This is a genomic window from Streptomyces chrestomyceticus JCM 4735 (assembly GCF_003865135.1).
GTDB classification, from domain to species: Bacteria; Actinomycetota; Actinomycetes; order Streptomycetales; family Streptomycetaceae; genus Streptomyces; species Streptomyces chrestomyceticus.
This window is the reverse complement of sequence record NZ_BHZC01000001.1, coordinates 8,549,164-8,569,513: the sequence shown is the minus strand read 5'-3', so window position 1 is coordinate 8,569,513 and position 20,350 is coordinate 8,549,164. Positions and strand designations below refer to the sequence as shown.

16 protein-coding genes and 1 pseudogene are annotated in these 20,350 nt (G+C 72.5%); 7 read left to right on the top strand and 10 right to left on the bottom strand.

Features of this window, described 5'->3' with window-relative positions:
• Positions 1 to 24 precede the first annotated feature (24 nt).
• The 4 genes from EJG53_RS36940 to EJG53_RS36925 all read left to right on the top strand — a co-directional run bounded on the left by EJG53_RS36940 (position 25) and on the right by EJG53_RS36925 (position 5,086).
• Positions 25 to 1,650 (top strand): alanine racemase, encoded by a 1,626-nt coding sequence (locus EJG53_RS36940; protein ID WP_244955492.1) that lies wholly within the window; start codon positions 25 to 27, stop codon positions 1,648 to 1,650.
• A complete protein-coding gene (locus EJG53_RS36935; protein WP_125048523.1) occupies positions 1,647 to 2,999 on the top strand; it encodes a pyridoxal-phosphate dependent enzyme in 1,353 nt (450 codons plus the stop codon). Before EJG53_RS36940 ends, EJG53_RS36935 begins: the two co-directional genes overlap by 4 nt.
• 6 nt (positions 3,000 to 3,005) lie before the next feature.
• Positions 3,006 to 4,217, top strand: coding sequence for an aminotransferase class V-fold PLP-dependent enzyme (locus EJG53_RS36930; RefSeq protein WP_125048522.1), 1,212 nt, complete (start codon positions 3,006 to 3,008; stop codon positions 4,215 to 4,217).
• Positions 4,218 to 4,327: 110 nt separating this feature from the next.
• Positions 4,328 to 5,086 (top strand): class I SAM-dependent methyltransferase, encoded by a 759-nt coding sequence (locus EJG53_RS36925; RefSeq protein ID WP_125048521.1) that lies wholly within the window; start codon positions 4,328 to 4,330, stop codon positions 5,084 to 5,086.
• 69 nt (positions 5,087 to 5,155) lie between these two features.
• On the opposite strand, the gene EJG53_RS36920 is transcribed toward EJG53_RS36925, so the two are convergent.
• Entirely contained in the window at positions 5,156 to 5,989 is an 834-nt protein-coding gene (locus EJG53_RS36920) for a VOC family protein (RefSeq protein ID WP_307721708.1), read from the bottom strand.
• Positions 5,990 to 6,040: 51 nt separating this feature from the next.
• Positions 6,041 to 6,880, bottom strand: a complete 840-nt coding sequence (locus tag EJG53_RS36915) for a SigB/SigF/SigG family RNA polymerase sigma factor (protein WP_167515223.1) — start codon at positions 6,878 to 6,880, stop codon at positions 6,041 to 6,043.
• A 350-nt stretch (positions 6,881 to 7,230) separates the two neighbouring features.
• On the opposite strand from EJG53_RS36915, the gene EJG53_RS36910 reads away from it, so the two are divergent.
• Positions 7,231 to 9,330, top strand: coding sequence for a catalase (locus EJG53_RS36910; RefSeq protein WP_125048520.1), 2,100 nt, complete (start codon positions 7,231 to 7,233; stop codon positions 9,328 to 9,330).
• A 132-nt stretch (positions 9,331 to 9,462) separates the two neighbouring features.
• Here EJG53_RS36910 and EJG53_RS43490 read toward each other — a convergent pair whose 3' ends face one another.
• Positions 9,463 to 9,582, bottom strand: a complete 120-nt coding sequence (locus EJG53_RS43490; RefSeq protein WP_280526800.1) for an LPFR motif small protein — start codon at positions 9,580 to 9,582, stop codon at positions 9,463 to 9,465.
• 306 nt (positions 9,583 to 9,888) lie between these two features.
• Between EJG53_RS43490 and EJG53_RS36905 the strand changes: the two genes are divergently transcribed.
• Positions 9,889 to 10,098 (top strand): hypothetical protein, encoded by a 210-nt coding sequence (locus tag EJG53_RS36905; protein ID WP_125048519.1) that lies wholly within the window; start codon positions 9,889 to 9,891, stop codon positions 10,096 to 10,098.
• On the opposite strand, the gene EJG53_RS36900 is transcribed toward EJG53_RS36905, so the two are convergent.
• The 6 genes and pseudogenes from EJG53_RS36900 to abc-f all read right to left on the bottom strand — a co-directional run bounded on the left by EJG53_RS36900 (position 10,062) and on the right by abc-f (position 17,211).
• Positions 10,062 to 11,288 carry an amidohydrolase gene (locus EJG53_RS36900; protein WP_218041943.1) on the bottom strand — a complete coding sequence of 409 codons (1,227 nt, stop codon included), beginning with the start codon at positions 11,286 to 11,288 and terminating at the stop codon, positions 10,062 to 10,064. The two genes, EJG53_RS36905 and EJG53_RS36900, sit on opposite strands and share 37 nt — an antisense overlap.
• A 491-nt stretch (positions 11,289 to 11,779) precedes the next feature.
• Positions 11,780 to 12,760 (bottom strand): ABC transporter permease, encoded by a 981-nt coding sequence (locus EJG53_RS36895; RefSeq protein ID WP_125048518.1) that lies wholly within the window; start codon positions 12,758 to 12,760, stop codon positions 11,780 to 11,782.
• Positions 12,757 to 13,182, bottom strand: a complete 426-nt coding sequence (locus EJG53_RS43060) for an ATP-binding cassette domain-containing protein (protein WP_244955491.1) — start codon at positions 13,180 to 13,182, stop codon at positions 12,757 to 12,759. The genes EJG53_RS36895 and EJG53_RS43060 overlap by 4 nt, the downstream gene beginning before the upstream one ends.
• Positions 13,134 to 13,543: pseudogene (locus EJG53_RS44050) on the bottom strand (ATP-binding cassette domain-containing protein). Before EJG53_RS44050 ends, EJG53_RS43060 begins: the two are co-directional and overlap by 49 nt.
• 507 nt (positions 13,544 to 14,050) lie before the next feature.
• Entirely contained in the window at positions 14,051 to 15,193 is a 1,143-nt protein-coding gene (locus tag EJG53_RS36885; protein ID WP_125048517.1) for a baeRF2 domain-containing protein, read from the bottom strand.
• Positions 15,194 to 15,552: 359 nt separating this feature from the next.
• A complete protein-coding gene (gene abc-f / locus EJG53_RS36880; protein ID WP_125048516.1) occupies positions 15,553 to 17,211 on the bottom strand; it encodes a ribosomal protection-like ABC-F family protein in 1,659 nt (552 codons plus the stop codon).
• Positions 17,212 to 17,767: 556 nt separating this feature from the next.
• On the opposite strand from abc-f, the gene EJG53_RS36875 reads away from it, so the two are divergent.
• Positions 17,768 to 19,240, top strand: a complete 1,473-nt coding sequence (locus tag EJG53_RS36875) for an amino acid permease (protein WP_125049830.1) — start codon at positions 17,768 to 17,770, stop codon at positions 19,238 to 19,240.
• A gap of 87 nt (positions 19,241 to 19,327) precedes the next feature.
• Here EJG53_RS36875 and EJG53_RS36870 read toward each other — a convergent pair whose 3' ends face one another.
• Positions 19,328 to 20,317 carry an alpha/beta fold hydrolase gene (locus EJG53_RS36870; protein WP_125048515.1) on the bottom strand — a complete coding sequence of 330 codons (990 nt, stop codon included), beginning with the start codon at positions 20,315 to 20,317 and terminating at the stop codon, positions 19,328 to 19,330.
• Between the last annotated feature and the right edge of the window lie 33 nt (positions 20,318 to 20,350).

Here is a 20,350-nt window from a genome sequence, read left to right as displayed (position 1 = left end):
TCCGTACCGGGGGAAGTATTGCGTATGGACGTTCCCTTGTACCTCGAACCGCGGTTGGAGTCCCGGCTGGCGTCCCTGCTGCGCGCAAGGACGTTTCTCCATACGCTCGCGGGCGGGCTCGGGTCGCCGCTGAACGTGGTGCTGCCGGACCGCATAGCCGAGAACCTGGCCGCCTTCCGGGCCGTCTACCGCCGGCACCACCTCAGCGGCGGCATCTTCTTCGCGCACAAGGCGAACCGCTCCAGCGCCCTGGTACGGCGGCTCGCCGCCACGGAAGCCGCCGTGGACGTCGCCTCCCTCGGCGAACTCCAGCACGCCCTGGGCTCCGGGTTCGTACCGGACCGCATCATGGCGACCGGGCCGAAGAACCCGGAGTTCCTGTGGCTGGCGGCCCGCTCCGGCACCACCGTGAACATCGACAGCCCGGCGGAACTGGGCCAACTCGCCGCCCTGGTGCGGGATTACGGTCTCCCCCGCCTCCGCATCCTGCTGCGGCTCTCCGGCTTCTGCGCCCCCGGTGTCCGGCTGCTGACCCGGCAGAGCCGTTTCGGCACGGCGGAGGCGGAGCTGGACGGCCTGCTGAAGTCGGTGGAACGGCACCGCGACGCGGTGGAGCTGACCGGCGTGGGCTACCACCTCGACACGACCAGCCCGGCCGAGAAGGCGGTGGCGCTCGAAGGGTGCGTCAAGGCCCTGGACACGTGCCGGGCCCGGGGCTTCACCCCGCGCGCCGTCGACATCGGCGGCGGCTTCGGCACCGACTACCTCGCCGACGGCGCCCAGTGGCAGCGGTACACGACCGAGCTGACCAACGCCGCGCTGGGCACCCGCCCGCCCATGACCTGGCGCCGCCACACCTACGGGCTGCGCAACGAGAACGGCACACTGCGCGGCGCCCTCGCGCTGTACCCGGCCCACCGGCCGACCGCCGGCGCCCAGTACCTGGACACGCTCCTCTCGCTCCCCGCCCCTTCCCTGGGCCGCCCGCTGGCCACCCTGCTGCTGGAGAACCTGTACGAGCTGCACACGGAACCCGGGCGCGCGCTGGTGGACCAGTGCGGGGTCACGCTGGCGCGGGTGCTGGAGGTGCGCCGTACGGAAGCCACGGACCGTACGGAAGCCACGGACCATACGGAACCCTCGGACCGTAGGGAAGCCACGGACGACCGTCCGGAGCCCTCGGACCGTACGGACAACGCCGACCGGGCGGGCACCGCCGGCCGCACAGGCCCCGGCCACCTCCTCGTGCGCCTGGACGCGAACGCCGACGACATCGGCCTGGAGGAGCACGGCGTCCTGGTCGACCCGGTCCTCGTCCCGCGCACCGCGCCGGGCGGCGCCCCGGACACCGGGCCGGTGACCTGCTACCTCGCGGGCAACCTCTGCCTGGAGGCCGACATGATCACGCGGCGCGCGGTCCACCTGCCGAGCGCACCGCGCCCCGGAGACCTGCTGGCATTCGCCAACACCGCCGGGTACTGCATGGACTTCAGCGCCGACGAGGCGCAGCAGCAGCCCGTCGCCCGCAAGGTCGCCGTATGGCAGGACGGGCCGGCCGACGACACCGGCCGGGAGGACGCCTCCTGGCACTGGTGCCTGGACGAACAGTACTGGCCGCACGTGAACCGCCGGACGAAAGGGTCTGCATGAGGTTCGAGCGCATCACCGACGCCATCGGCAACACCCCGCTCGTACGCATCGATCCGTCCGTGCACGGCCTGCGCACCATCGATCTGTACGCGAAGCTGGAGATGCTCAACCCGTTCGGCTCGGTCAAGGACCGGGCGGCCTGGAACATGGTGCGCCCGGGGCTCTCCGCCGCCGCTGACGAGGACCGCACCGTCATCGAACTGTCCAGCGGCAACACGGCCAAGGCGCTGGCCGTGCTCGCCGGTATGCACGGGGTGCCGTTCAAGACCGTCACGAACCGGATGCGCATACCGGAGATCAAGGATCTGCTCCTGCTGCTGGGCGCGGAGGTCGAGGAGCTGCCAGGGCAGACGGAGTGCCTCGACCCGACCAATACCGACGACCCGCTGACCGCCTTCCACCAGACCCTCACCGAGCCGGGCAGCGCCTACCTCTACACGGACCAGTACTACAACGACCGCAACACCCAGGCCCATGTGGAGGGCACCGGCCCGGAGATCGTCAAGGATCTGGACGGCCGGGCACCGGATTGGTTCATCGCCTGTGTGGGCACGGCCGGCTCGTCCACCGGGGTGGCCCGGGTGCTGCGGGAGCACGACCCCCGGGTGGAGGTGGTCGGGCTGGTCTCGCACAAGGCGGACTTCGTGCCGGGCATCCGCACCATCGACGAGGTGCAGGAGGTCGGCCTGTTCGACCCGGGCACGTACGGCACGATCGCCTCCGTCACCGCCGACGAGGCGATCGACGGGATGCTGACGCTGGCCCGGCGGTGCGGCATCCTGGCCGGGCCGACCAGCGGGGCCGCGTACTTCGGTGCCGTGCGGCATCTGCGGGAGCTGGACGACGGCCCGGCGCCGGGCCCCGACTCCGACCCGGACCGCCCGGCCGGGCGCCGGACCGCCGTGTTCATCGTGTGCGACCGCATCGAGAGCTATCTCGGGTACGTACGGCAGCGGCGGCCCGAGCTGCTGGGCCGGCCGCCGCAGCCGAACTCCGTGGCCACTGTCTCCGACGCCGAGGTGCGCGGGGCGCCGGACATCGGCGTCGAGGACGCCCGCCGGTGGATCGAGCACGACCGGCCGCTCGTCGTGGACCTGCGCAGCCCGTTCGCCTACACCGCGCTGCACATCGCCGGGTCGGTCAACATCGTCGACGAGCTCTTCGGTGAACTGGTGCGCGGCGGGCTGCCGTTCAGCAAGAGCCGGCCCGTGCTGCTGGCCTGTCCGGTCGGCGAGCAGTCCGCGAAGTACGCCGCGCTGCTGGCCCGCATGGGCCACCCCGATGTCCGCAGTCTGCGCGGCGGGATCATCGCCTGGCGCGACGCGGGCGCTCCGCTGGTACGGGAGTGACGGCCGATGACCACGACGAACGTGCCCGCCACCGCGGCGCTGGACGAACTGCACGCCTGGCACACCGGCGTACGCGCCCAGTTCCCCATCATCACGGGCGCCCCGCAGCTCGCCTACCTGGACAACGCCGCCACGACGCAGAAGCCGCAGGCCGTGCTGGACGCCGTGCAGCACTACCTCACCACCGGCAACGCCAACGCCGGGCGGGGCACCTACACCTGGGCCAACCGGACCACGGCACTGGTCGAGGAGACCCGGCAGCGGATCAAGGAATTCCTCGGCGATCCGGACCCGGAGCGGTCCGGGGTCCACTTCGTCAGCGGGGCGACGGCGGGACTGCGTGCCGTCGCCCACGACTGGCTGGCCGGCCACCTGTCCGACGGCGACGAGATCGTGGTCCCGCTCGCCGACCACCAGGCGAACATCGTCCCGTGGCTCGAGGTGCGGGACCTGCTGGCCCGGCAGGGTCTGCGGATACGGGTCCGCCCGATGCCGTACCAGGCGGGGTCCGGCGACTACGACCCGGCGGCCTTGGCCTCGCTGGCCGGTCCGCGGACCCGTTTCGTGGCAGTCACCCATGTCCATCACGTCTACGGCGGGGACATGAACGTGCACCGCATCCGGCAGGCGGTCGGCCCGGACGTGCCGATCTGCCTGGACGCGGCGCAGAGCGTGGGCCATATCCCGGTGTCGCTGGCCGACCTGGACGTGGACTTCGCCGTCTTCTCCGGGCACAAGGCCCTGGCGCTGCCCGGTTCCGGCGCCGTGTGGGCCCGTAACGCGCGGGGCCCGGCCTTCGTGCCCGGTGGGTGGGACGGCAGCCCCAACACCACCGGCATCCGGAGCCTGCTGGCCGCGTTCGACTGGCTGGACTCGGTGGGGACCGGCCGCGTCGAGCGGTGGGCGGCGGCGCTGGCCGCCCGCCTGACCGAGGGGCTGCGTCACCTGCCCGCGTACGAGGTCGTGGGCTGCCGACGCAGTCTGGCGGCGGACGCGGACGTCCAGCGGCGGCAGGGGATCGTGACCTTCCGGCATCGCGGCATCGACTCGGGCGATCTCGGCTTCGCCCTGTTCGACCACGGGTTCATGGTCCGTTCCGACAGTCTGTGCCAGGGCAGCGGGGGCGAGCGGCAGCACTCGGTCCGGGTGAGCCTGCACGCGTACAACTCTCCGGCGGAGATCGACCGGCTGCTGGACGTGCTGGAAGCGTGCGCCTGACCTGGGGAGTGACCCCTTTGGAGTGACAGCACGCCATTGGAAACCGTTTTCACCTGTAGGTTGAGGGCCACCGGCGGACAGGTGCGAGACGGCTGAGGTGGCGCGACCGGATGGGACTGAGCACGGCTACGGCCGCCCTGTGGGTGCGGCGGTGGGAACGACAGCAGCAGCGGTACGCGATCGACCGTGAGGAGCGCTTCACGGTCGTCGCGGACGCCGTCGAGAAGGTCACCGCGCAGCAGGAGCGGTCCCTGGTCCTGGACCTGGGGTGCGGGCCCGGATCGCTGGCCGCGCGACTGGCCCGGCGGCTGCCCGGCGCCGATGTCGTGGCGGTGGACAAGGACCCCGTCCTGCTGGCGCTGGGCCGGGCCCACCACGGCGACGCGGTGCGGTTCGTCGAGGCGCCGGTCGGCGCGGCCGGCTGGACCGGCGCCCTGGGCCTGGACCGGCCGCTGGACGCGGCGGTCTCGTCGACGGCCCTGCACTGCCTGGCGCCGGACGCGCTGCGCCGGGCGTACGAGGACCTCGCCGGCCTCGTCCGGCCCGGCGGTGTGCTCGTCAACAGCGACCGGTTCCGCAGCCCGCGGGGCGACCGGGCGGCGGAGGTGGCGGCACAGGTGGGGCTGCGGCGGGCCGAACGGCAGCGGCCGCCCGGCCGCGAGGACTGGGCGGCCTGGTGGGCCGCTGCCGCCGCCGACCCGGAGCTGGCCGGCCCGTTCACCGCCCGCCGCGCCCGGCACACGGCGCACAGCGTGCACAACGGGCTGCCGCTGTCCCACCACGTACGGCTGCTGCGCCGGGCCGGTTTCCGGCACGCCGCGCCGGTCTGGCAGTTCGGCGAGGACGCGGTGCTGGTGGCGGTGCGGTAGCCCGGGGCGTGGCTTGCTGTGGTTCCGGCGGGCTCGGGGCGCGGCCGTGCCGTGGCCCGGCGGGTCGGCTCAGGTGACGGCGCCGATGATGTGGAAGAGGGTGCCCTCCGGGTCGCGCAATTCGGCGACGGGGCCGTGCGCGGTACGTTCGGCCTGGGACTCCACCTGGCCGCCCAGCTTCTTCGCGGTCTCCACGGCCTCCTCGACGCTCGGCACCTGGAAGTGGACGTTCCAGCGCGGCCGCACCTGCGGGTCGGCCGCCGCCTCGATCGCGCCGCCGTAGAGGCCCACCGCGTCCCGCTCGTCGACGCTGAGCACCACCCGCTCGTCCTCCCAGCGCACGTCGTAGGGGCTGCCGTCCGCCTCGCTGTACCAGCCGAAGAGGTCGCCGTAGAACCGCGCGGCGTCGAACGCGTCCCGGGTGCGCAGCTCCACCCAGACCGGCGCGCCGGTGCCGACCGGCTGCCGGCTGGCCGCGACGGTGCTCTCTCGGCACTCCCACAGGCCGAAGTTGGCCCCGGCCGGGTCGGCGGCCAGCGCCAGCCGTCCCGCGTCGAAGTCCAGCGGGCCGATGGCGACCGTGCCGCCGCGCTCCCGGACCCCGTTCGCCGTCTCGTCCGCGTTGCGCGTACCGAAGTACGTGGTCCACGCGTTGGGCAGTTCGGTGTGGCGGGCGGCCGCGCTCAGCCCCGCCACCGCCGTGTCCCCGGCCATCGCCCGTACGTACGGTCCCCACCGGTCCGGTCCGGCCTCGAACCGCCAGCCGAGCAGCGGTCCGTAGAAACGCGTCGCGACGTCGAGGTCCCCCGTCAGGAGGGTGGCCCACGACGGCACCCCGGGAACGAACGTCATCTGGCACTCGCCCATGTAAAGCCGGCCCTTCTCCACCATTGTGTCCAGCACTGCTACTGCGGTCCTACCAGGAAAGGCGGGACCGCATGTCATTTCACCGGGTCATGCCGCAACCGAACTGGCGGGCGCCTCGGGGCCGGTCCCGTCGGCCTGCTCGCGAATGCGGGCGCAGGTCCGCTTGATGAGACGGCACACATGCATCTGGGACAGCCCCAGTTCCTCGCCGATACGGCTCTGTGTCATATCGCAGAAGAACCGCATGTACAGGATGCGGCGCTCGCGTTCCGGAAGGCCGCGCAGGCCGTCGCGCACCGTTTCCCGGGCAAGCACCAGCTCGTACTGCGACTCGGTGAAGCCGATACTGTCACGGAGGGCGAAATCGTCGTCGGCGCCCGGCCGCTCGGCGTCCAGCGAAAGGGTTTTGTAGCTTTCGATGGCTTCCAGGCCGAGGATGACGTCGTCGGCGGAGAGCCGGGTGCGTTCGGCGATCTCCGAGACGGTCGGGAAACGGCTGTCGGAGGCCGCGGCCAGTTCGCGTACGGCGAGCCGTACGGTGTTGCGGAGTTCCTGGACGCGACGGGGTACGTGCACGCCCCAGGTGCAGTCCCGGAAATGCCGCTTGACCTCGCCGACGATGGTGGGGATCGCGTAACTCTCGAATGCGCTGCCACGCTCCGGCCGGTACCCGCCGATGGCCTTCACCAAGCCCAGCGCGGCCACCTGTTTCAGATCGTCCATGTTTTCGCCGCGGTCCCGGAAACGCAGCGCGAGGCGTACGGCCATGGGCAGCCAGGCGCGAGTCAGTTCATCGCGCAGCCGCCTCTTCTCGGGACCTTCGGGCAGTTCTGCCAGGCGTGTGAAAACGGCATTCGTCTCGGCCGCGTCCGGGGTGTCCGGAAAAGCTCGTCGGCGGCGTGACGGAGCCGTGGCGGCTGTGCTCACGGGACCACTCTCCCAACGGACGCGGGGTCTGGGCGTCGTCTCCGAGACGGCGGAGGCACACCTTCCGGACAGCCTCCGGCTGCCCGCGCACCCGGTCCGACCAGGTGCGCGGTATACGCCCAACGTCTGCACCCCCGAGCATAGGACGATCAGCGGCGGCTCGCCTGCGGAGCGCTCACGCGCCGCTGCACCCCGTCATCCGACCGGTCCGGAATACATGTTTGGGTTCCCGTTCCACCGGATACCCAGCCCGGCGGAGTGCCGTCGCGGCGGACCGCCGGACGCGGCGCGCATTCGTCGTGCGGACGCCCGTACCCAGGTGGACAGGGCAGACAAGGAGCGAGAATCCGATGGCCGACCCGAAGCAAGAACAGCGTGACCGCTTCCGCGCCGAAGACCCGGCCTCCGGGCCCATGACAACCGACCAGGGCGTGCCGGTCGACCACACCGACGATTCCCTCCAGGCCGGTGAGCGCGGGCCCACCTTGATGGAGGACTTCCACTTCCGGGAGAAAATCACCCGCTTCGACCACGAGCGGATTCCGGAGCGGGTGGTGCACGCGCGCGGAGCGGGTGCGTACGGGTATTTCCAGCCGTACCGGTCGTGTGCCGAATTCACCCGGGCCGCCTTCCTCCAGGACCCGTCCGTGAAGACCCCGGTATTCGTACGGTTCTCCACCGTGCAGGGCCCGCGCGGCTCCGCCGACACCGTGCGTGACGTCCGGGGTTTCGCGACGAAGTTCTACACCTCGGAGGGCAATTACGACCTGGTGGGGAACAACTTCCCGGTCTTCTTCATCCAGGACGGCATCAAGTTCCCGGACTTCGTGCACGCGGTGAAACCGGAGCCGCACAACGACATCCCGACGGGTGCCTCCGCGCACGACACCCTGTGGGACTTCGTCTCGCTGCAGCCCGAGACGCTGCACACGATCATGTGGCTGATGTCCGACCGGGCCATCCCGCGCAGCTACCGGATGATGCAGGGCTTCGGCGTGCACACCTTCCGGTTCGTCAACGCGCAGGGTCAAGGCACCTTCGTGAAATTCCACTGGAAGCCGAAGCTGGGCGTGCACTCCCTGGTGTGGGACGAGGCCCAGGAGGCCCAGGGCCGGGACCCCGACTTCAACCGCCGGGACCTGTGGGACACCATCGAGGCCGGCGCCTACCCCGAGTGGGAGCTGGGCGTGCAACTGGTGCCGGAGTCGGACGAGCACGAGTTCGACTTCGACCTGCTGGACGCCACCAAGATCATCCCGGAGGAGCAGGTCCCGGTGGAGCCCATCGGCCGGATGGTGCTCAACCGCAACCCCGACAACTTCTTCGCCGAGACCGAGCAGGTCGCGTTCCACACGGCGAACGTCGTACCGGGCATCGACTTCACCAACGACCCGCTGCTCCAGGCCCGCAACTTCTCCTACCTGGACACCCAGCTCATCCGGCTCGGCGGGCCGAACTTCGCGCAGATCCCGGTGAACCGGCCGGTCGCCCCGGTCCGCAACCACCAGCGCGACGGTTACCACCAGGGCGAGATCCACCGGGGCGCCAACTACCACCCGAACTCGCTCGGCGGCGGCTGCCCCGCGCTGGCCGACCCGGACGACCCGGCCTTCCGGCACTACACCGAGCGCGTGGACGGCCGGAAGATCCGGCGCCGCAGCCCCAGCTTCGAGGACCACTACACGCAGGCGGCCCTGTTCTGGCACAGCATGGCCGGCTGGGAGCAGAAGCACATCGTCGAGGCGTTCCGCTTCGAGCTGGGCAAGGTGGGCGCCAAGGAGGTCCGCGCCCGTACGGTCGAGCAGCTCTCGTACGTGGACCACGCGCTGGCCGTCGCGGTCGCCGAGGGCATCGGCGTCCCGGCGCCGCAGGAGCGCCCGAACACGCCGCAGCCGACCCCCTCCCCCGCGCTGAGCCTGGAGAACAACCGCGGGGACGGCTCGATCAGCACCCGGCAGATCGCCGTGCTGGTCTCCGACGGCGTGGACGCGGCGCAGACCATCGCCGTCCGCGACGCGCTGACCGAACAGGGCGCGATCGTGGAGCTGCTCGCCCCGCAGGACGGCACCGTGCAGGACAAGGACGGCAGCACCCTCGCCGTGGACCGGGCGCTGCCCACCGTGGCCTCGGTGCTCTACGACGCGGTGCTGCTGCCCCCGGGCGGCCTGGACTCCGGCAACGCGGCCGCCGACGACGCCGCCCTGCGGTTCGTCCGCAGCGCCTACCGGCACGGCAAGCCGATCGGTGCCCTGGGGGCGAGCGTGGACAAGCTGGCGGACCAGTTGCCGGGCGAGCTGCGTACGGCGGCCGACGGTGACGCGACCGTCTCCGAGGCGGGCATCGTCACCGACCGGCTCTCGGCCGGGACGACGGCCCAGGACTTCACGGGCGCGTTCGCCGAGGCGGTCGCGGCGCACCGGCACTGGAACCGCCCGGCGCTGCCCGGCTGACCCCTGACCGCGCACACGGAGGCGGACGGCCGCGAAACGGCCGTCCGCCTTCGTCCTGCCTGCCTCCGTGTTCCGCCTCCGTACCGCCCGGCGCCCGCCGTCGGCCCGGCTCCCGCGCCGGTCCGGCGGGGGTCAGCGGGCCGAGCGTGAAGCGCCGCCGAACAGCCGGGCCAGTGCCCGGAACGGCAGGGTGACGACTGCCGCGAGCGTGCTGCCCACAGCTCTCAGTACGTCCGCGATCGCTCGGAACATCCCACGTACCTCCTGGTCCCGGTGGTCGCGGCGGAACCGGGACCGGCCGGACGCCCGTCCCCGGTCCGCCGCGAGCGGCCGCCGCACCGGGTAGCCCCCGTACGGCGCGGGAAACCCGTACGGGCGAACGGGCCGCCGGCTCCCGGCGCATGATCACGGCACGGCAGGGAACCCGCTGGTGCGTGGGGCGTCCGGTACGTACCGGACGCCCCACGACCGCACCGCACCGCGAGGCCCGGGCCGCAGCGCGGGCCGGACACCGGTCCGCCGTACCGCACGGCCGACGGGCCCAGGAAGGACCGCTCCATGGATTCGACGGGAAACGACCGCAAGCACACCGACTCCGCCGCCGACGAGGTGCTCAAGGAGTTCGAGGACGCGGAGCTGGACGTCACGGACGACGAGGACGAGGACGAGCGGGTCGGCAAGGAGGGGGACACCTTCTCCACCAACCTGGAGGAGCAGCAGAACGCGGCGGGTCACCCGAGAGGCGAACCGGCCGACGAGCGCCGCTGACCCGCTTCGGCGCGACGGGCCCGGGCACGGTGCGCCGCCGTGACCCGGGCCCGCTGCTCGGGGTCGGCGGCCAGGTCAGCGGCTGTCAGGGCCATGGCCAGGGCGCCGTCCAGCACCGCGCGGTCGGCGTGCTCCCCGATGGTCGCCTCGGCGAACTCGGCCGTGTGCGGCCGGGCCTGGCAGGACAGGCCGATGGTGGGATGGACGACGGGCAGGGCCTGGCTGATGTTGCCCATGTCGGTGGAGGCCCCGATGAAGACCGCGGGCTCGGGGTCGCGGCCGAGGGCCCGCACGTGCCGTGCGTAGGCGTCGCCGAGCCACCCGTCCTGCCGCAGGTCGGCGTAGGCGGGGGACGGTTCGGTCAGCGTCAGCTCGCAGCCGGTGGCCACCGCGCCCGCCTCGAAGCAGGCCCGTATGCGGGGCCACAGGGTCTCCAGTTCGTCCAGGGTGTCGGCGCGGAGCTGCCACTTCATCCGGGCCCGCGCCGGGATGATGTTGGTGCGGTCGCCGCCGTGCGTGACGATGCCGTGCATCCGTACGCCGTCGGGCAGTTGCTGGCGCAGCAGGGCCAGCGCGGTCTGCGCGACCACGCACGCGTCGGCGGCGTTCAGGCCGTCGTGCGGGGCGATGGCCGCGTGCGCGGCGCGGCCCTCGTACTCCGCCACCACTCCGCGTGAGGCCCGGGAGGAGCCGCCGAAGTCGTCCGCCGGCCCCGGATGGACCATCAGCGCGCACGACACGTCGTCGAAGGCCCCCGCGTCCAGCATGAGGGTCTTGCCGCCGCCGCCCTCCTCCGCGGGCGTGCCCAGCGCCTTCACCCGCAGCCCGAGGTCGCCGGCGGCCGCCGCGAGCGCGATGGCGGCGCCCGCTCCGGCGGCGGCGATCAGGTTGTGCCCGCAGGCGTGGCCGAGGTCCGGCAGCGCGTCGTACTCCAGGCACAGCCCCACGGTCAGGTCGGCGTCGGCCGGTCCCGCGGTGGCGGTGAAGGCGGTGGGCAGCCCGGCCGTACCGCGTTCGACGGCGAAGCCCGCGTCCGCCAGCAGGCGGGTGAGGGCGTCGGCCGCGTGGTGTTCGGCGAACGCCGTCTCGGGGTGCGCGTGGAGGTCGCGGGCGAGCGACAGCAGCAGGTCCCGCACGGTGTCGAGCCGGGCGCGGATCGCGGCATCGGGGGCGGGGGCGGTACGGGCCAAGGTCGGCCTCCTCGTCGGTGCGCGTCCCCGGCGGCCGGTGCGGCCGGGACGCGCCTGGTGGGTGTGCGGATCAGCGGTCCGTGGTCTGGACCGTAACGCGGAGGTCTCCGCCAGGCCCAGAGTGCGGTGAGGCCCGCGCGCCTTGTGGGACGGACGCGCCGTCCGGCCCGGTGTGCGCCCGGATTCCGCGACCGGGCGCGGAACGTGCGCCCTGTCCGGCCGGCGCGCCCGCTCCTAGCCTGCGAGCGTGGGCCACAGGAGGAAGAGCGAAAGGAAGGTCGAGTTGACGGTGACGGTCTTCACCAAGGCCGGAAGCAAGCAGGTCACGGCACCTTCAGCCGGTTCCTACGGCTCCGCCTGACCAGCTCGGCCCTGTCTGCCGGGGCGGCCCTGGACCCGATGGCCGGCCCCGGCGGAAGGAGCCCGCCGCGCGGGCCTGGTCGGCTCGGAGTTTGCGTCATGACCCCGGCCCGGCGCCCGCCCGCAGGCTTTCAGCTCCTGCGGCGGCGCAGCCACCAGGCGCAGAATCCGCCCGTCAGCCCGGCGAGGGCGAGGCAGATCGCGGTCTCGGACCACTGGAAGGCCCAGTAGCGTTCGGCGGGCTGGTAGGCGATCCGCGTGTGCAGGTCTGTCGGGACGGTGCAGCCGGCGGCCTCCGCGCAGGCCAGGCTGCGGCCGGTGTCCCGCCCCGACCGGTCGAGGACCGGGCTCGCCCCGGACACGACCCAGTCACCGGGCCTGGACACCTCCACGTCCACGCGGGCCTCGGCGCCGGAGCCCGACCTGAGGAGCGTGTAGCGGCCCGATGTGCTCTCCGAGAGGTCCAGCGCGACATCGGTGTGCACCGGTTTCTGGAGGTACGGGCGGACCGCGACCGGCAGCAGGACCTGGACGGCGGCGAAGACCGCGAGCGTGACGGCCATGGCGGGTACGGTCCGCCGGATCAGCAGCCCGGCACAGGCGCCGACGGTGAAGGCGAACGCCGCGTAGCCGAGGGGCACGATGCCGCGGGCGCTGAACAGCAGGGGCGAGAACCGGTCCATGGCGACCTGGTCGAGCGGACCCGCCCACCACGTCACCAGGAGGCTGAGCAGGCCGGTGACGGCGACGGCGGCCAGGCCGACGGTGGCGAGCTTGACCGCGAGCCAGCGGGTGCGGGTCACGCTCTGGTTCCAGACCAGCCGGTGGGTGCCCGCCTCCACTTCGCGGGCGATCAGCGGCGCGCCCCAGAAGACCCCGAGGAGGCCGGGCACGGCGATCACGAGGCCCGTGGCGAGATAGGACAGGCCGGCGTACCGGGAGAGGAAGGCCGCCTCGGCCGCGCCGCAGCCGGTCGCGCAGCCGGCGAGGTCGGTGTCGTAGGAGTGCCGCAGTTGCAGGCCGGTGACCAGGAGGAGAAGGGCGGTCGCGGCCAGGGCGGCGAGGGCGACAAGGACGTGGACGCGTAACTGGCGCCAGGTCAGCCAGATCATCTCAGCGTCTCCGGTACGGGGCGGGCGCCGGGGGCGGCTCCGGCCGGGTCCAGGTAGGTGAGCACGAGATCCTCCAGGTCGAGCGGTTCCATGACCCAGGCCGGGTCGTGGACGGCGGACTCGGCACGGACGACGAAGGTGCTCTGCCGGCCGGTGTGGACGGCCCGGACGACCTCCAGGCCGTCCGGCAGGCTGTCGGCGTCGCGGCGTGCCGTGGTGAGGCGGAAGTGGGTGGCGAGCAGTTCCTCGACGTCGCCCGCGAGCCGGACGCGGGAGGCGACGAGGGTGATCAGGTGGTCGCAGACCCGTTCCAGGTCGGAGACGAGGTGCGAGGAGAGGACGACGGTGGCCTCGTGCTCCGCGACGAACTCCATCAGGCCGCGCAGGAACTCGCGTCGCGCCAGCGGGTCGAGGGCGGCCACCGGCTCAGTTCGGGCCGCTTGGCGACCCCGAGGGTCAGGGCGAGCTGGGCGCGCTGCCCGCCGGAGAGCGCACCGGCGCGCTGGGCAAGGTCGATGCCGAGCCGGCGGATGCGGTCGTCCGCGAGCCGGGCGTCCCAGCCCGGGTTGAGGCGGGCGCCCAGACGCAGGTGGTCGGCGACGGTCAGGGTGGCGTAGGTGGGTGCGTCCTGGGCGACGAAGCCGACCTTCGCCAGTTGTTCCGGGCCGGACGCGGGCGGCTCGCCGAGGACCGTGACGGTGCCGGAGGTCGGCGAGATCAGCCCGCAGCCAGTTGCAACAGGGTTGATTTCCCGGCGCCGTTGGGGCCGACCAGCCCGACCACCCGCCCGCCCGGGACGCTCAGGGTGCAGTCGGCGCCTGGTGGCGCTCGTACCGTTCTCGTCCGGCCCGCCAACCCGCACCCTGCCGAGCGAGCACAGCAACTCCCGCCGCATCGGCTCGTATTCGGCGGGCTCGGAGTCGCCGAGGGTGCACGACGCGAAGGTGCCGACGCCCGGCTCGGGCGCGGCGAGGCCCTGGTGTTCGAGCTCCCGGTACGCCTTGAGGACGGTGTTGGGGGTTGACCACCACCTGGGCCACGATGTCCATAGCCGTGGGCAGGCGGGCTCCTCGAAGAACAGGCCCAGGCGCAGGGCCTGGTGTACCCAACCACCGGCTACCGGCTACCGGCTACCGGCTACCGGCCCATGCGAACCGCTGCCGGGGCCGATCCGGCAGTACCCCCGTTTCCTCCCGCGCCGAACGGTTCCGTACCGCTTCCGCGCACGAAAAGACCGGTGCCCGGACAGTGCGCAGACTGCCCGAGCACCGGTCCGGTGCCGACGCGCCCCTACTCGTGCTGGGTCGGCGTGCTCCAGCGGAGGATGGCGCCGAGGCCGCCCGTCGGGGCTTCGGCGGGGTCGCGGACGACCACGGCCTCGGCACCGTTCGCGGCGGCCGAGCGGAGCAGGGCGTCGTCCGCGCGGGCCGCGGACGGGTTGGTCTCGCCCAGGTACTGCAGTTCGGAGTTGCGGATCGCCAGTTGGTCGGCGCCGGGGCCCACCCAGACCTCGCGGCCGGCGTCGGCGCCGCCGGGGGTGATGATCAGGGTGTCGATGCGGTGTTCGCGGGCCGCCTCGACGAGGGCCGGTACGCCGGTCGCGGCGTACGCGGGGTCCGTGCCGCCCACTCCGGCGCCCGCCCGGAAGCGGTCGAGGACGTCGGCCACGTGGTCGCGTTCATGGGCGGCCCGTACGTGGGCGATGTCGCGTGCCAGCGCGGTGCTGTCGGAACCCGCGGCCCGGCCGCCGTGGTCGCTCTCGTAGGTCACCGAGCGCAGTTGCTCGGGGAGCTTCTCGTGGACCGAGCGGCGTTCGCGGGGGTCGCCCGCCAGCAGCATGACCTTGGCGCCGCTGCTGGCGAAGACGCGCTGCGCGGCCTCGGCGATCTCGCCGGCGTTCTGTTCCCAGGTGTTCTCGACCGCGGTCTGGAAGTGCCGTTCGGACCAGTCCGCCGTGGCGGTGCGGTGGATCGGCCAGTCAACGCCGTCGACCTGGCCGGCTTCCGTGCCGCCCCGGTCGTCGTGCAGCTCGAAGTTGGCGCCCATGCGGTCCACGTACACGACGAGGCAGCCCGCGTTGTCCGCCGCGGCCTCGGCCCACGGGGTGATCCTGGGCAGCGGTGACCAGTCCGCGAACGGCTGGGCGGGGCGCCCGGCGAGCGGCGTGTCCAGGACGACCTCGCCGTCCGTGGCGAAGACCGCCCGCCCGGCGGGGGCCGCGGTGTCGCCGTCGGCGCGGAATCCGGCCAGGGCCTCGCGCACGGCGTCGCACGTGGCCCGGTCCGCCCCTTGCTCCGCGAGCTGCCGGGCCGCCGCGTCCGCCGACAGCTCGCGCTGCTTGGCCGCGTCCTCGGTGCTGTGCGGCACCTCGGCGTACACGGAGGCCCAGGGGCCCGGCCGGTCGATGATCGGTTGAAGGAGCGAGAGGTGCATGGCGCTTCCTCCTCAGGTGCGCGGGTCACCGACTGACAGGCGTGACAGCCTTGACGGTGATGTCTTGACGGTGTTCCGGGTGCCCGGATTTTGACGGTTACAACGTGTGCGGACGGTTTCTGTGTGGCGTGTGCGACCGGTGGGTCTCTCGTGCGCCGCACACGTTCCCGTGTGCCGGGCATCGTCCCCTCGGCCGTACGCCGCCGTCCGGCGTGTCCGCACGCGTGCCCGTTCACCGCGCCGTCATGCCCCTCCGCCACCGGACAGGTTGTCGCTCCACCCTTTCCTCGCGGGCTCCTCCTCCACTCTCGGCCCTCGGCACGGCGGGCGCACCCGGAGCGCGCCCGCCGCCCGTCCGCTCAGCGGCTCCCCGCGAGACGCTCCCGCTCGCACACCGCCCGGCCTCCGTCGAGCTCCAGCTCACGCCCGCGGAACCCGCTGCGGAAGCGCCGGTCGTGGGAGACCACGACCACCGCGCCGCGGTAGGCGGACAGCGCCTCCTCCAGCTCCTCGACCAGGGCGAGGGAGACATGGTTGGTCGGCTCGTCCAGGACGAGCAGGTCGGCGGGGCGCGTCACCAGGCGTGCCAGCTCCAGCCGGCGCCGCTGGCCGACGGACAGGGCCGCCACCGGGACCGTCAGGTCCTCCTCCCGGAAGAGACCGAGGGCCAGCAGTCCGGACGCGTGCTCCTCGGGCGGGCCGGGGAGACCGGCTGCGAAGGCAGCCAGCAGGGACTGCCTGGGAGGTACGGCCGTGGACAGTTCCTGCGCCAGGTAACCGGTACGGGCCGGCCGGCGCACGGTGCCCGTGTCGGGGCGCAGGTCACCGGCCAGGACGCGCAGCAGCGTCGTCTTGCCCGCGCCGTTGGGGCCGGTCACGAGCAGGCGGTCGCCCGGCTGCACGGTCAGCTCGGCGATGCGCAGCCGGTCGCCGACCGTGATGCCGGTCAGTCGGGCGAGGGGGCCGCGTGTGGTGGCAGGCGTACCGAGCCCGTCCACCGCCTCAGCCGCTGTCGGGGCAGCCGTGGCCAGTTCGGCCGTGAACCGGAGCGGTACGGGAGGCTCCGGCACGGGATGCCGCCGGAGCCGGTCCAGCCGCTGCCGGGCCGCCCTGACCTGGCCGGACAGTTTCGCCTCGTGCGAGCGGCGGTGCTTGCCGAAGCCCTGGTGCGGGTCCTTGCCGGTCCCGGCCAGCCGTCGGCCGGCCGACTCCGCCAGGTCGGCGGTCCGGGCGACCTCCGCCAGCCACTCCTCGCGGTCCTGCGCCCAGCGGCGGCGGGCCGCGGCCTTCGCCGTCCGGTAGCCCTGCCAGCCGTCGCCGTACCGCGTGACGGTCCGCAGGTCGCGGTCGACCTCAAGGACGGCCGAGGTGACCGCTTCGAGCAGGTCACGGTCGTGAGTGACGACGAGCAGCGTGCCGCGGTGCGCCGCGAGGTGCGCCTCCAGCCAGGCGGTGGCCTGCCGGTCGAGGTGGTTGGTGGGCTCGTCGAGCAGGAGGAGTTCGGGCGCGGCGGCCAGTACGCAGGCGAGCGACAGGCGCGACCGCTCGCCGCCGGAGAGCGAGCCGAGCACCCGGTCGCGGGTGAGGTGGCCCAGGCCGAGGCCGTGCAGGGCGGCGTCCACGCGGGCGTCCGCCTGGTAGCCGCCGCGCTCCTCGTACGTGGTCAACAGCTCGCCGTACGCGTCGAGTTCGTGCGGTGTCGCGGTGGCCAGCGCGGCTTCCGCTGCGCGTATCCGGGCTTCCAGGTCACGGAGTTCGGCGAGGGCCGCGTCGACGGCGTCCTGGACGGTGCCGCACGGGTCGAGTGCGCATGTCTGGCCGAGGTGGCCGGTGCCGCCGGGGAAGGACACGGTGATCTCGCCCGTGTCCGGCGCCTCGGCCCCGGCCAGCAGCCGGAGCAGCGTGGACTTGCCGGAGCCGTTCTCTCCGATGACGCCGGCCTTCTCGCCGGGGCGCACGGTCAGCGACACCTGCTCCAGCACGGTGCGGTCGCCGTAGCCGCGGGAGACGTCTTTCATGGTCAATTGGGCGCGATGGCGCACGGGAATTCCCTGGGTACGTCGTGGCCGCGCCGTGCGCCCTGCGCACGGGGGCCGGATTCCGATGGAGGCCGGGAGGGCAGCGCGCAGCAGAATGCGGAATACGGCTGGCTGCGGCTGCAGAAAGAGGTGACCGCGGAATCGGCGCGGCGGTCCGCAGGCAGATGCTCCTGCGCGGACGGCGGCGCTGCCGGTCGTACGGCGGGGCGGCGAGGAATCAGCCGACCGCGGTCACGCCCGGTCTCAGATGTAGTAGTACCAGGAAGCCATGTCCTCCACTGTAGCCGACGGGCGCGGCGGACGAACGGGAATTCCGGCGCGGCGGCACAGCCGCACCGGTTCGCGCGGGTCCGGCTCTTTCGCGCGGGCGGTCCGCCACGTCCCGGCTCCGGTCCCAGTATTTGAGATGCCGGAGCGTTACGTTGCGAGGACGCGGACGCCTGACGGAGACTCCGACCGGGAACGCGTCCGTCCGTTTCCCGTACCCCTGAGAGAGTTCGGAACACCCACCGTGAGTCTGCTGCGCAAAAAGCCTTTGGAGCGAGCCGTCAAGGAGGCTCGTGGAGAGGGCGAACAACAACTTCGCCGGGATCTTTCCGCGCTCGATCTGACCATCCTCGGGGTCGGTGTCATTCTCGGCACCGGAATCTTCGTGCTGACCGGTACGGTGGCCCGGAACATGGCCGGTCCGGCGGTGGCGCTCTCCTTCGTCGTCGCCGCCGCGGTCTGCGCCTGCGCCGCGCTGTGCTACGCCGAATTCGCGTCCTCGGTCCCGGTGGCGGGCTCCGCGTACTCGTATTCGTACACCTCGCTCGGCGAACTGCCCGCCTGGATCATCGGCTGGGCTCTGAGCCTCGAACTGACCCTGGCCACCGCGGTGGTGGCGGTCGGCTGGTCCGGTTATCTGCAATCGATGCTGAACAGCCTCGGGCTGCATCTGCCCGCCGCGCTGAGCGGGGGCGACGACGCTGTGGTGAATCTTCCCGCGGCGCTTCTCGTGCTCGTGCTGGGCGTGGTGCTCGTCGTCGGCGGAAAGCTGTCCAAGGGCGTCACCAATGTGCTGGTCGGCATCAAGCTGGCGATTGTGCTGCTGGTCATCGTCGCCGGGCTGTTCTTCATCGACACCGCGAATTACAGCCCCTTCGTGCCCGAGGCGCAGCACACCGCCAAGGTGTCCGGACTCCAGGCGCCGCTGTTGCAGCTACTGACGGGCATCACCCCGACGGCTTTCGGTGTCGCGGGAATTCTCAGCGCCGCCGCCATGGTCTTCTTCGCCTACATCGGTTTCGACATGGTGGCGACCTCCGCCGAGGAGACCCGCCGGCCGCAGCGCGATCTGCCCATCGGCATCATCGCCTCGCTGGTCGTCGTCACCGTGCTGTACGTGGCGGTGTGCCTGGTGGTCACCGGAATGCAGCACTATTCGCAGTTGTCGGTCAAGGCTCCGCTGGCCGACGCCTTCACCGCGAAGGGCCATCCCTTCTTCGCCACGGTCATCAGCCTCGGCGCGGTGGTCGGCCTCGCGGCGGTGAGCCTGATCTGCTTCCGGTCGCAGAGCCGCGTCGTCTTCGCGATGGCCCGGGACGGGCTGCTGCCGAAGGCGCTGTGCAAGGTGGACCCGCGGCACGGCACCCCGAAGGCCAATCTGGTCGTGCTCGCCGTGATCATGGCCGCGCTGGCGGCGTTCCTGAAGTTCGACCTGCTCGCCGAAATGGTCAACATCGGCACGCTGTTCGCCTTCGCGGCGGTGTCCGCCAGTGTGCTGATCATGCGGCGCACGGCCCCCGACCTGCCCCGCGCCTTCCGTACGCCGTGGGTGCCGTTCATCCCGCTGGTCTCGCTGCTGTGCTGCCTGTACCTGATGCTCAACCTCCAGTTGATCACCTGGGTCGGCTTCCTGGTGTGGCTCGCGGTCGGCCTCGCGCTGTACTTCGGCTACGGCCGGCGGCACAGCAAGCTCAACGAGCGCGCACGGGACACGGCGGAGGAGGCCGACGCCACGGTGTAGCGGTACAGCGGGCTCACCCCCCACAGCCGTATTCCCGTACAACGGGCCGGCGCACCCGGGAAGAGGGTGCGCCGGCCCGCTCCGTTTTCACTTCGCCGCGGGCAGCTCCGCCAGGAACTCCAGCAGCGCGGCGGTGACCTCGTCCGGCCGCTCCTGCTGTGTCCAGTGGCCGCAGCCGGGCAGGGCCGGGGCCTGCCGCAGGTTCGGCATCGCCCGTTCCAGGGCGGGCAGTAGCTGATCGATGCCCGGGAAGGCCCGGACCAGGTCGCGGTCGCCCGCCATGTACAGCGCCGGTACGTCGATGCCGCGGCCCTGGAACGGCGCGAGCAGTTCCCAGCTACGGTCGATGTTGCGGTACCAGTTCAGACCGCCGGTGAAGGCGCGGTCCCCGTGCCGGGCGAACTCGCCGACGAAGGTCTCGATGTCCTCCTCGGTCAGCCAGCCGGGCAGTTCCGCCGGCTCCTCCATCGTGTCCAGCAGCTTGGCGCCCTCCGGGACGACCCACGGGCGCGGCGGGTCGGTGAACGGGCTGTCGCCGGAGCCGTTGGACAGGATGGCGCGGAAGGTGGCGGTGGGGTTCTGGGCCAGCTCGGCGTCGGCGACGCCCGGCTCCTGGAAGTAGACCTGGTAGAAGCCGTCCCCGAGCAGCTCCCGCAGGCGCACCAGGGGCGGTTCGGGAGAGCGCGGCGCGGGCGGCACGCTCAGCCCGACGACCCCGCGCACCACGTCCGGACGCAACTGCGCCGTAGTCCAGGCCACCGGGGCGCCCCAGTCGTGCCCGACGACGACCGCCTGCTCCTCCCCCAGCGCGTGGATCAGGCCGATCACGTCACCGGTCAGGTGCAGCATGGTGTACGAGGCGATGTCGGCCGGCTGGTCGCTGCGCGCATAGCCGCGCTGGTCCGGCGCCACGACCCGGTACCCGGCCGCCGCCAGCGGCGCGAACTGGTGGCGCCAGGAGTACCAGCACTCCGGGAAGCCGTGCAGGAGCAGGACCAGCGGCCCTTCCCCCTGTTCGGCGATGTGCAGCCGGACGCCGTTCACCTCGACGGAGCTGTGCTCGACTGCGCTGGTCACATGTCCTCCTGCGATCGTCTGCCGGACGCACCG

Bases quoted from the DNA above. Each gene is read 5' to 3' on its own strand.
- EJG53_RS36940 (WP_244955492.1), top strand. From the start codon at position 25: ATGGACGTTCCCTTGTACCTCGAACCGCGGTTGGAGTCCCGGCTGGCG.
- EJG53_RS36935 (WP_125048523.1), top strand. From the start codon at position 1,647: ATGAGGTTCGAGCGCATCACCGACGCCATCGGCAACACCCCGCTCGTA.
- EJG53_RS36930 (WP_125048522.1), top strand. From the start codon at position 3,006: ATGACCACGACGAACGTGCCCGCCACCGCGGCGCTGGACGAACTGCAC.
- EJG53_RS36925 (WP_125048521.1), top strand. From the start codon at position 4,328: ATGGGACTGAGCACGGCTACGGCCGCCCTGTGGGTGCGGCGGTGGGAA.
- EJG53_RS36910 (WP_125048520.1), top strand. From the start codon at position 7,231: ATGGCCGACCCGAAGCAAGAACAGCGTGACCGCTTCCGCGCCGAAGAC.
- EJG53_RS43490 (WP_280526800.1), bottom strand. From the start codon at position 9,582: ATGTTCCGAGCGATCGCGGACGTACTGAGAGCTGTGGGCAGCACGCTC.
- EJG53_RS36905 (WP_125048519.1), top strand. From the start codon at position 9,889: ATGGATTCGACGGGAAACGACCGCAAGCACACCGACTCCGCCGCCGAC.
- EJG53_RS36895 (WP_125048518.1), bottom strand. From the start codon at position 12,760: ATGATCTGGCTGACCTGGCGCCAGTTACGCGTCCACGTCCTTGTCGCC.
- EJG53_RS36885 (WP_125048517.1), bottom strand. From the start codon at position 15,193: ATGCACCTCTCGCTCCTTCAACCGATCATCGACCGGCCGGGCCCCTGG.
- abc-f (WP_125048516.1), bottom strand. From the start codon at position 17,211: ATGAAAGACGTCTCCCGCGGCTACGGCGACCGCACCGTGCTGGAGCAG.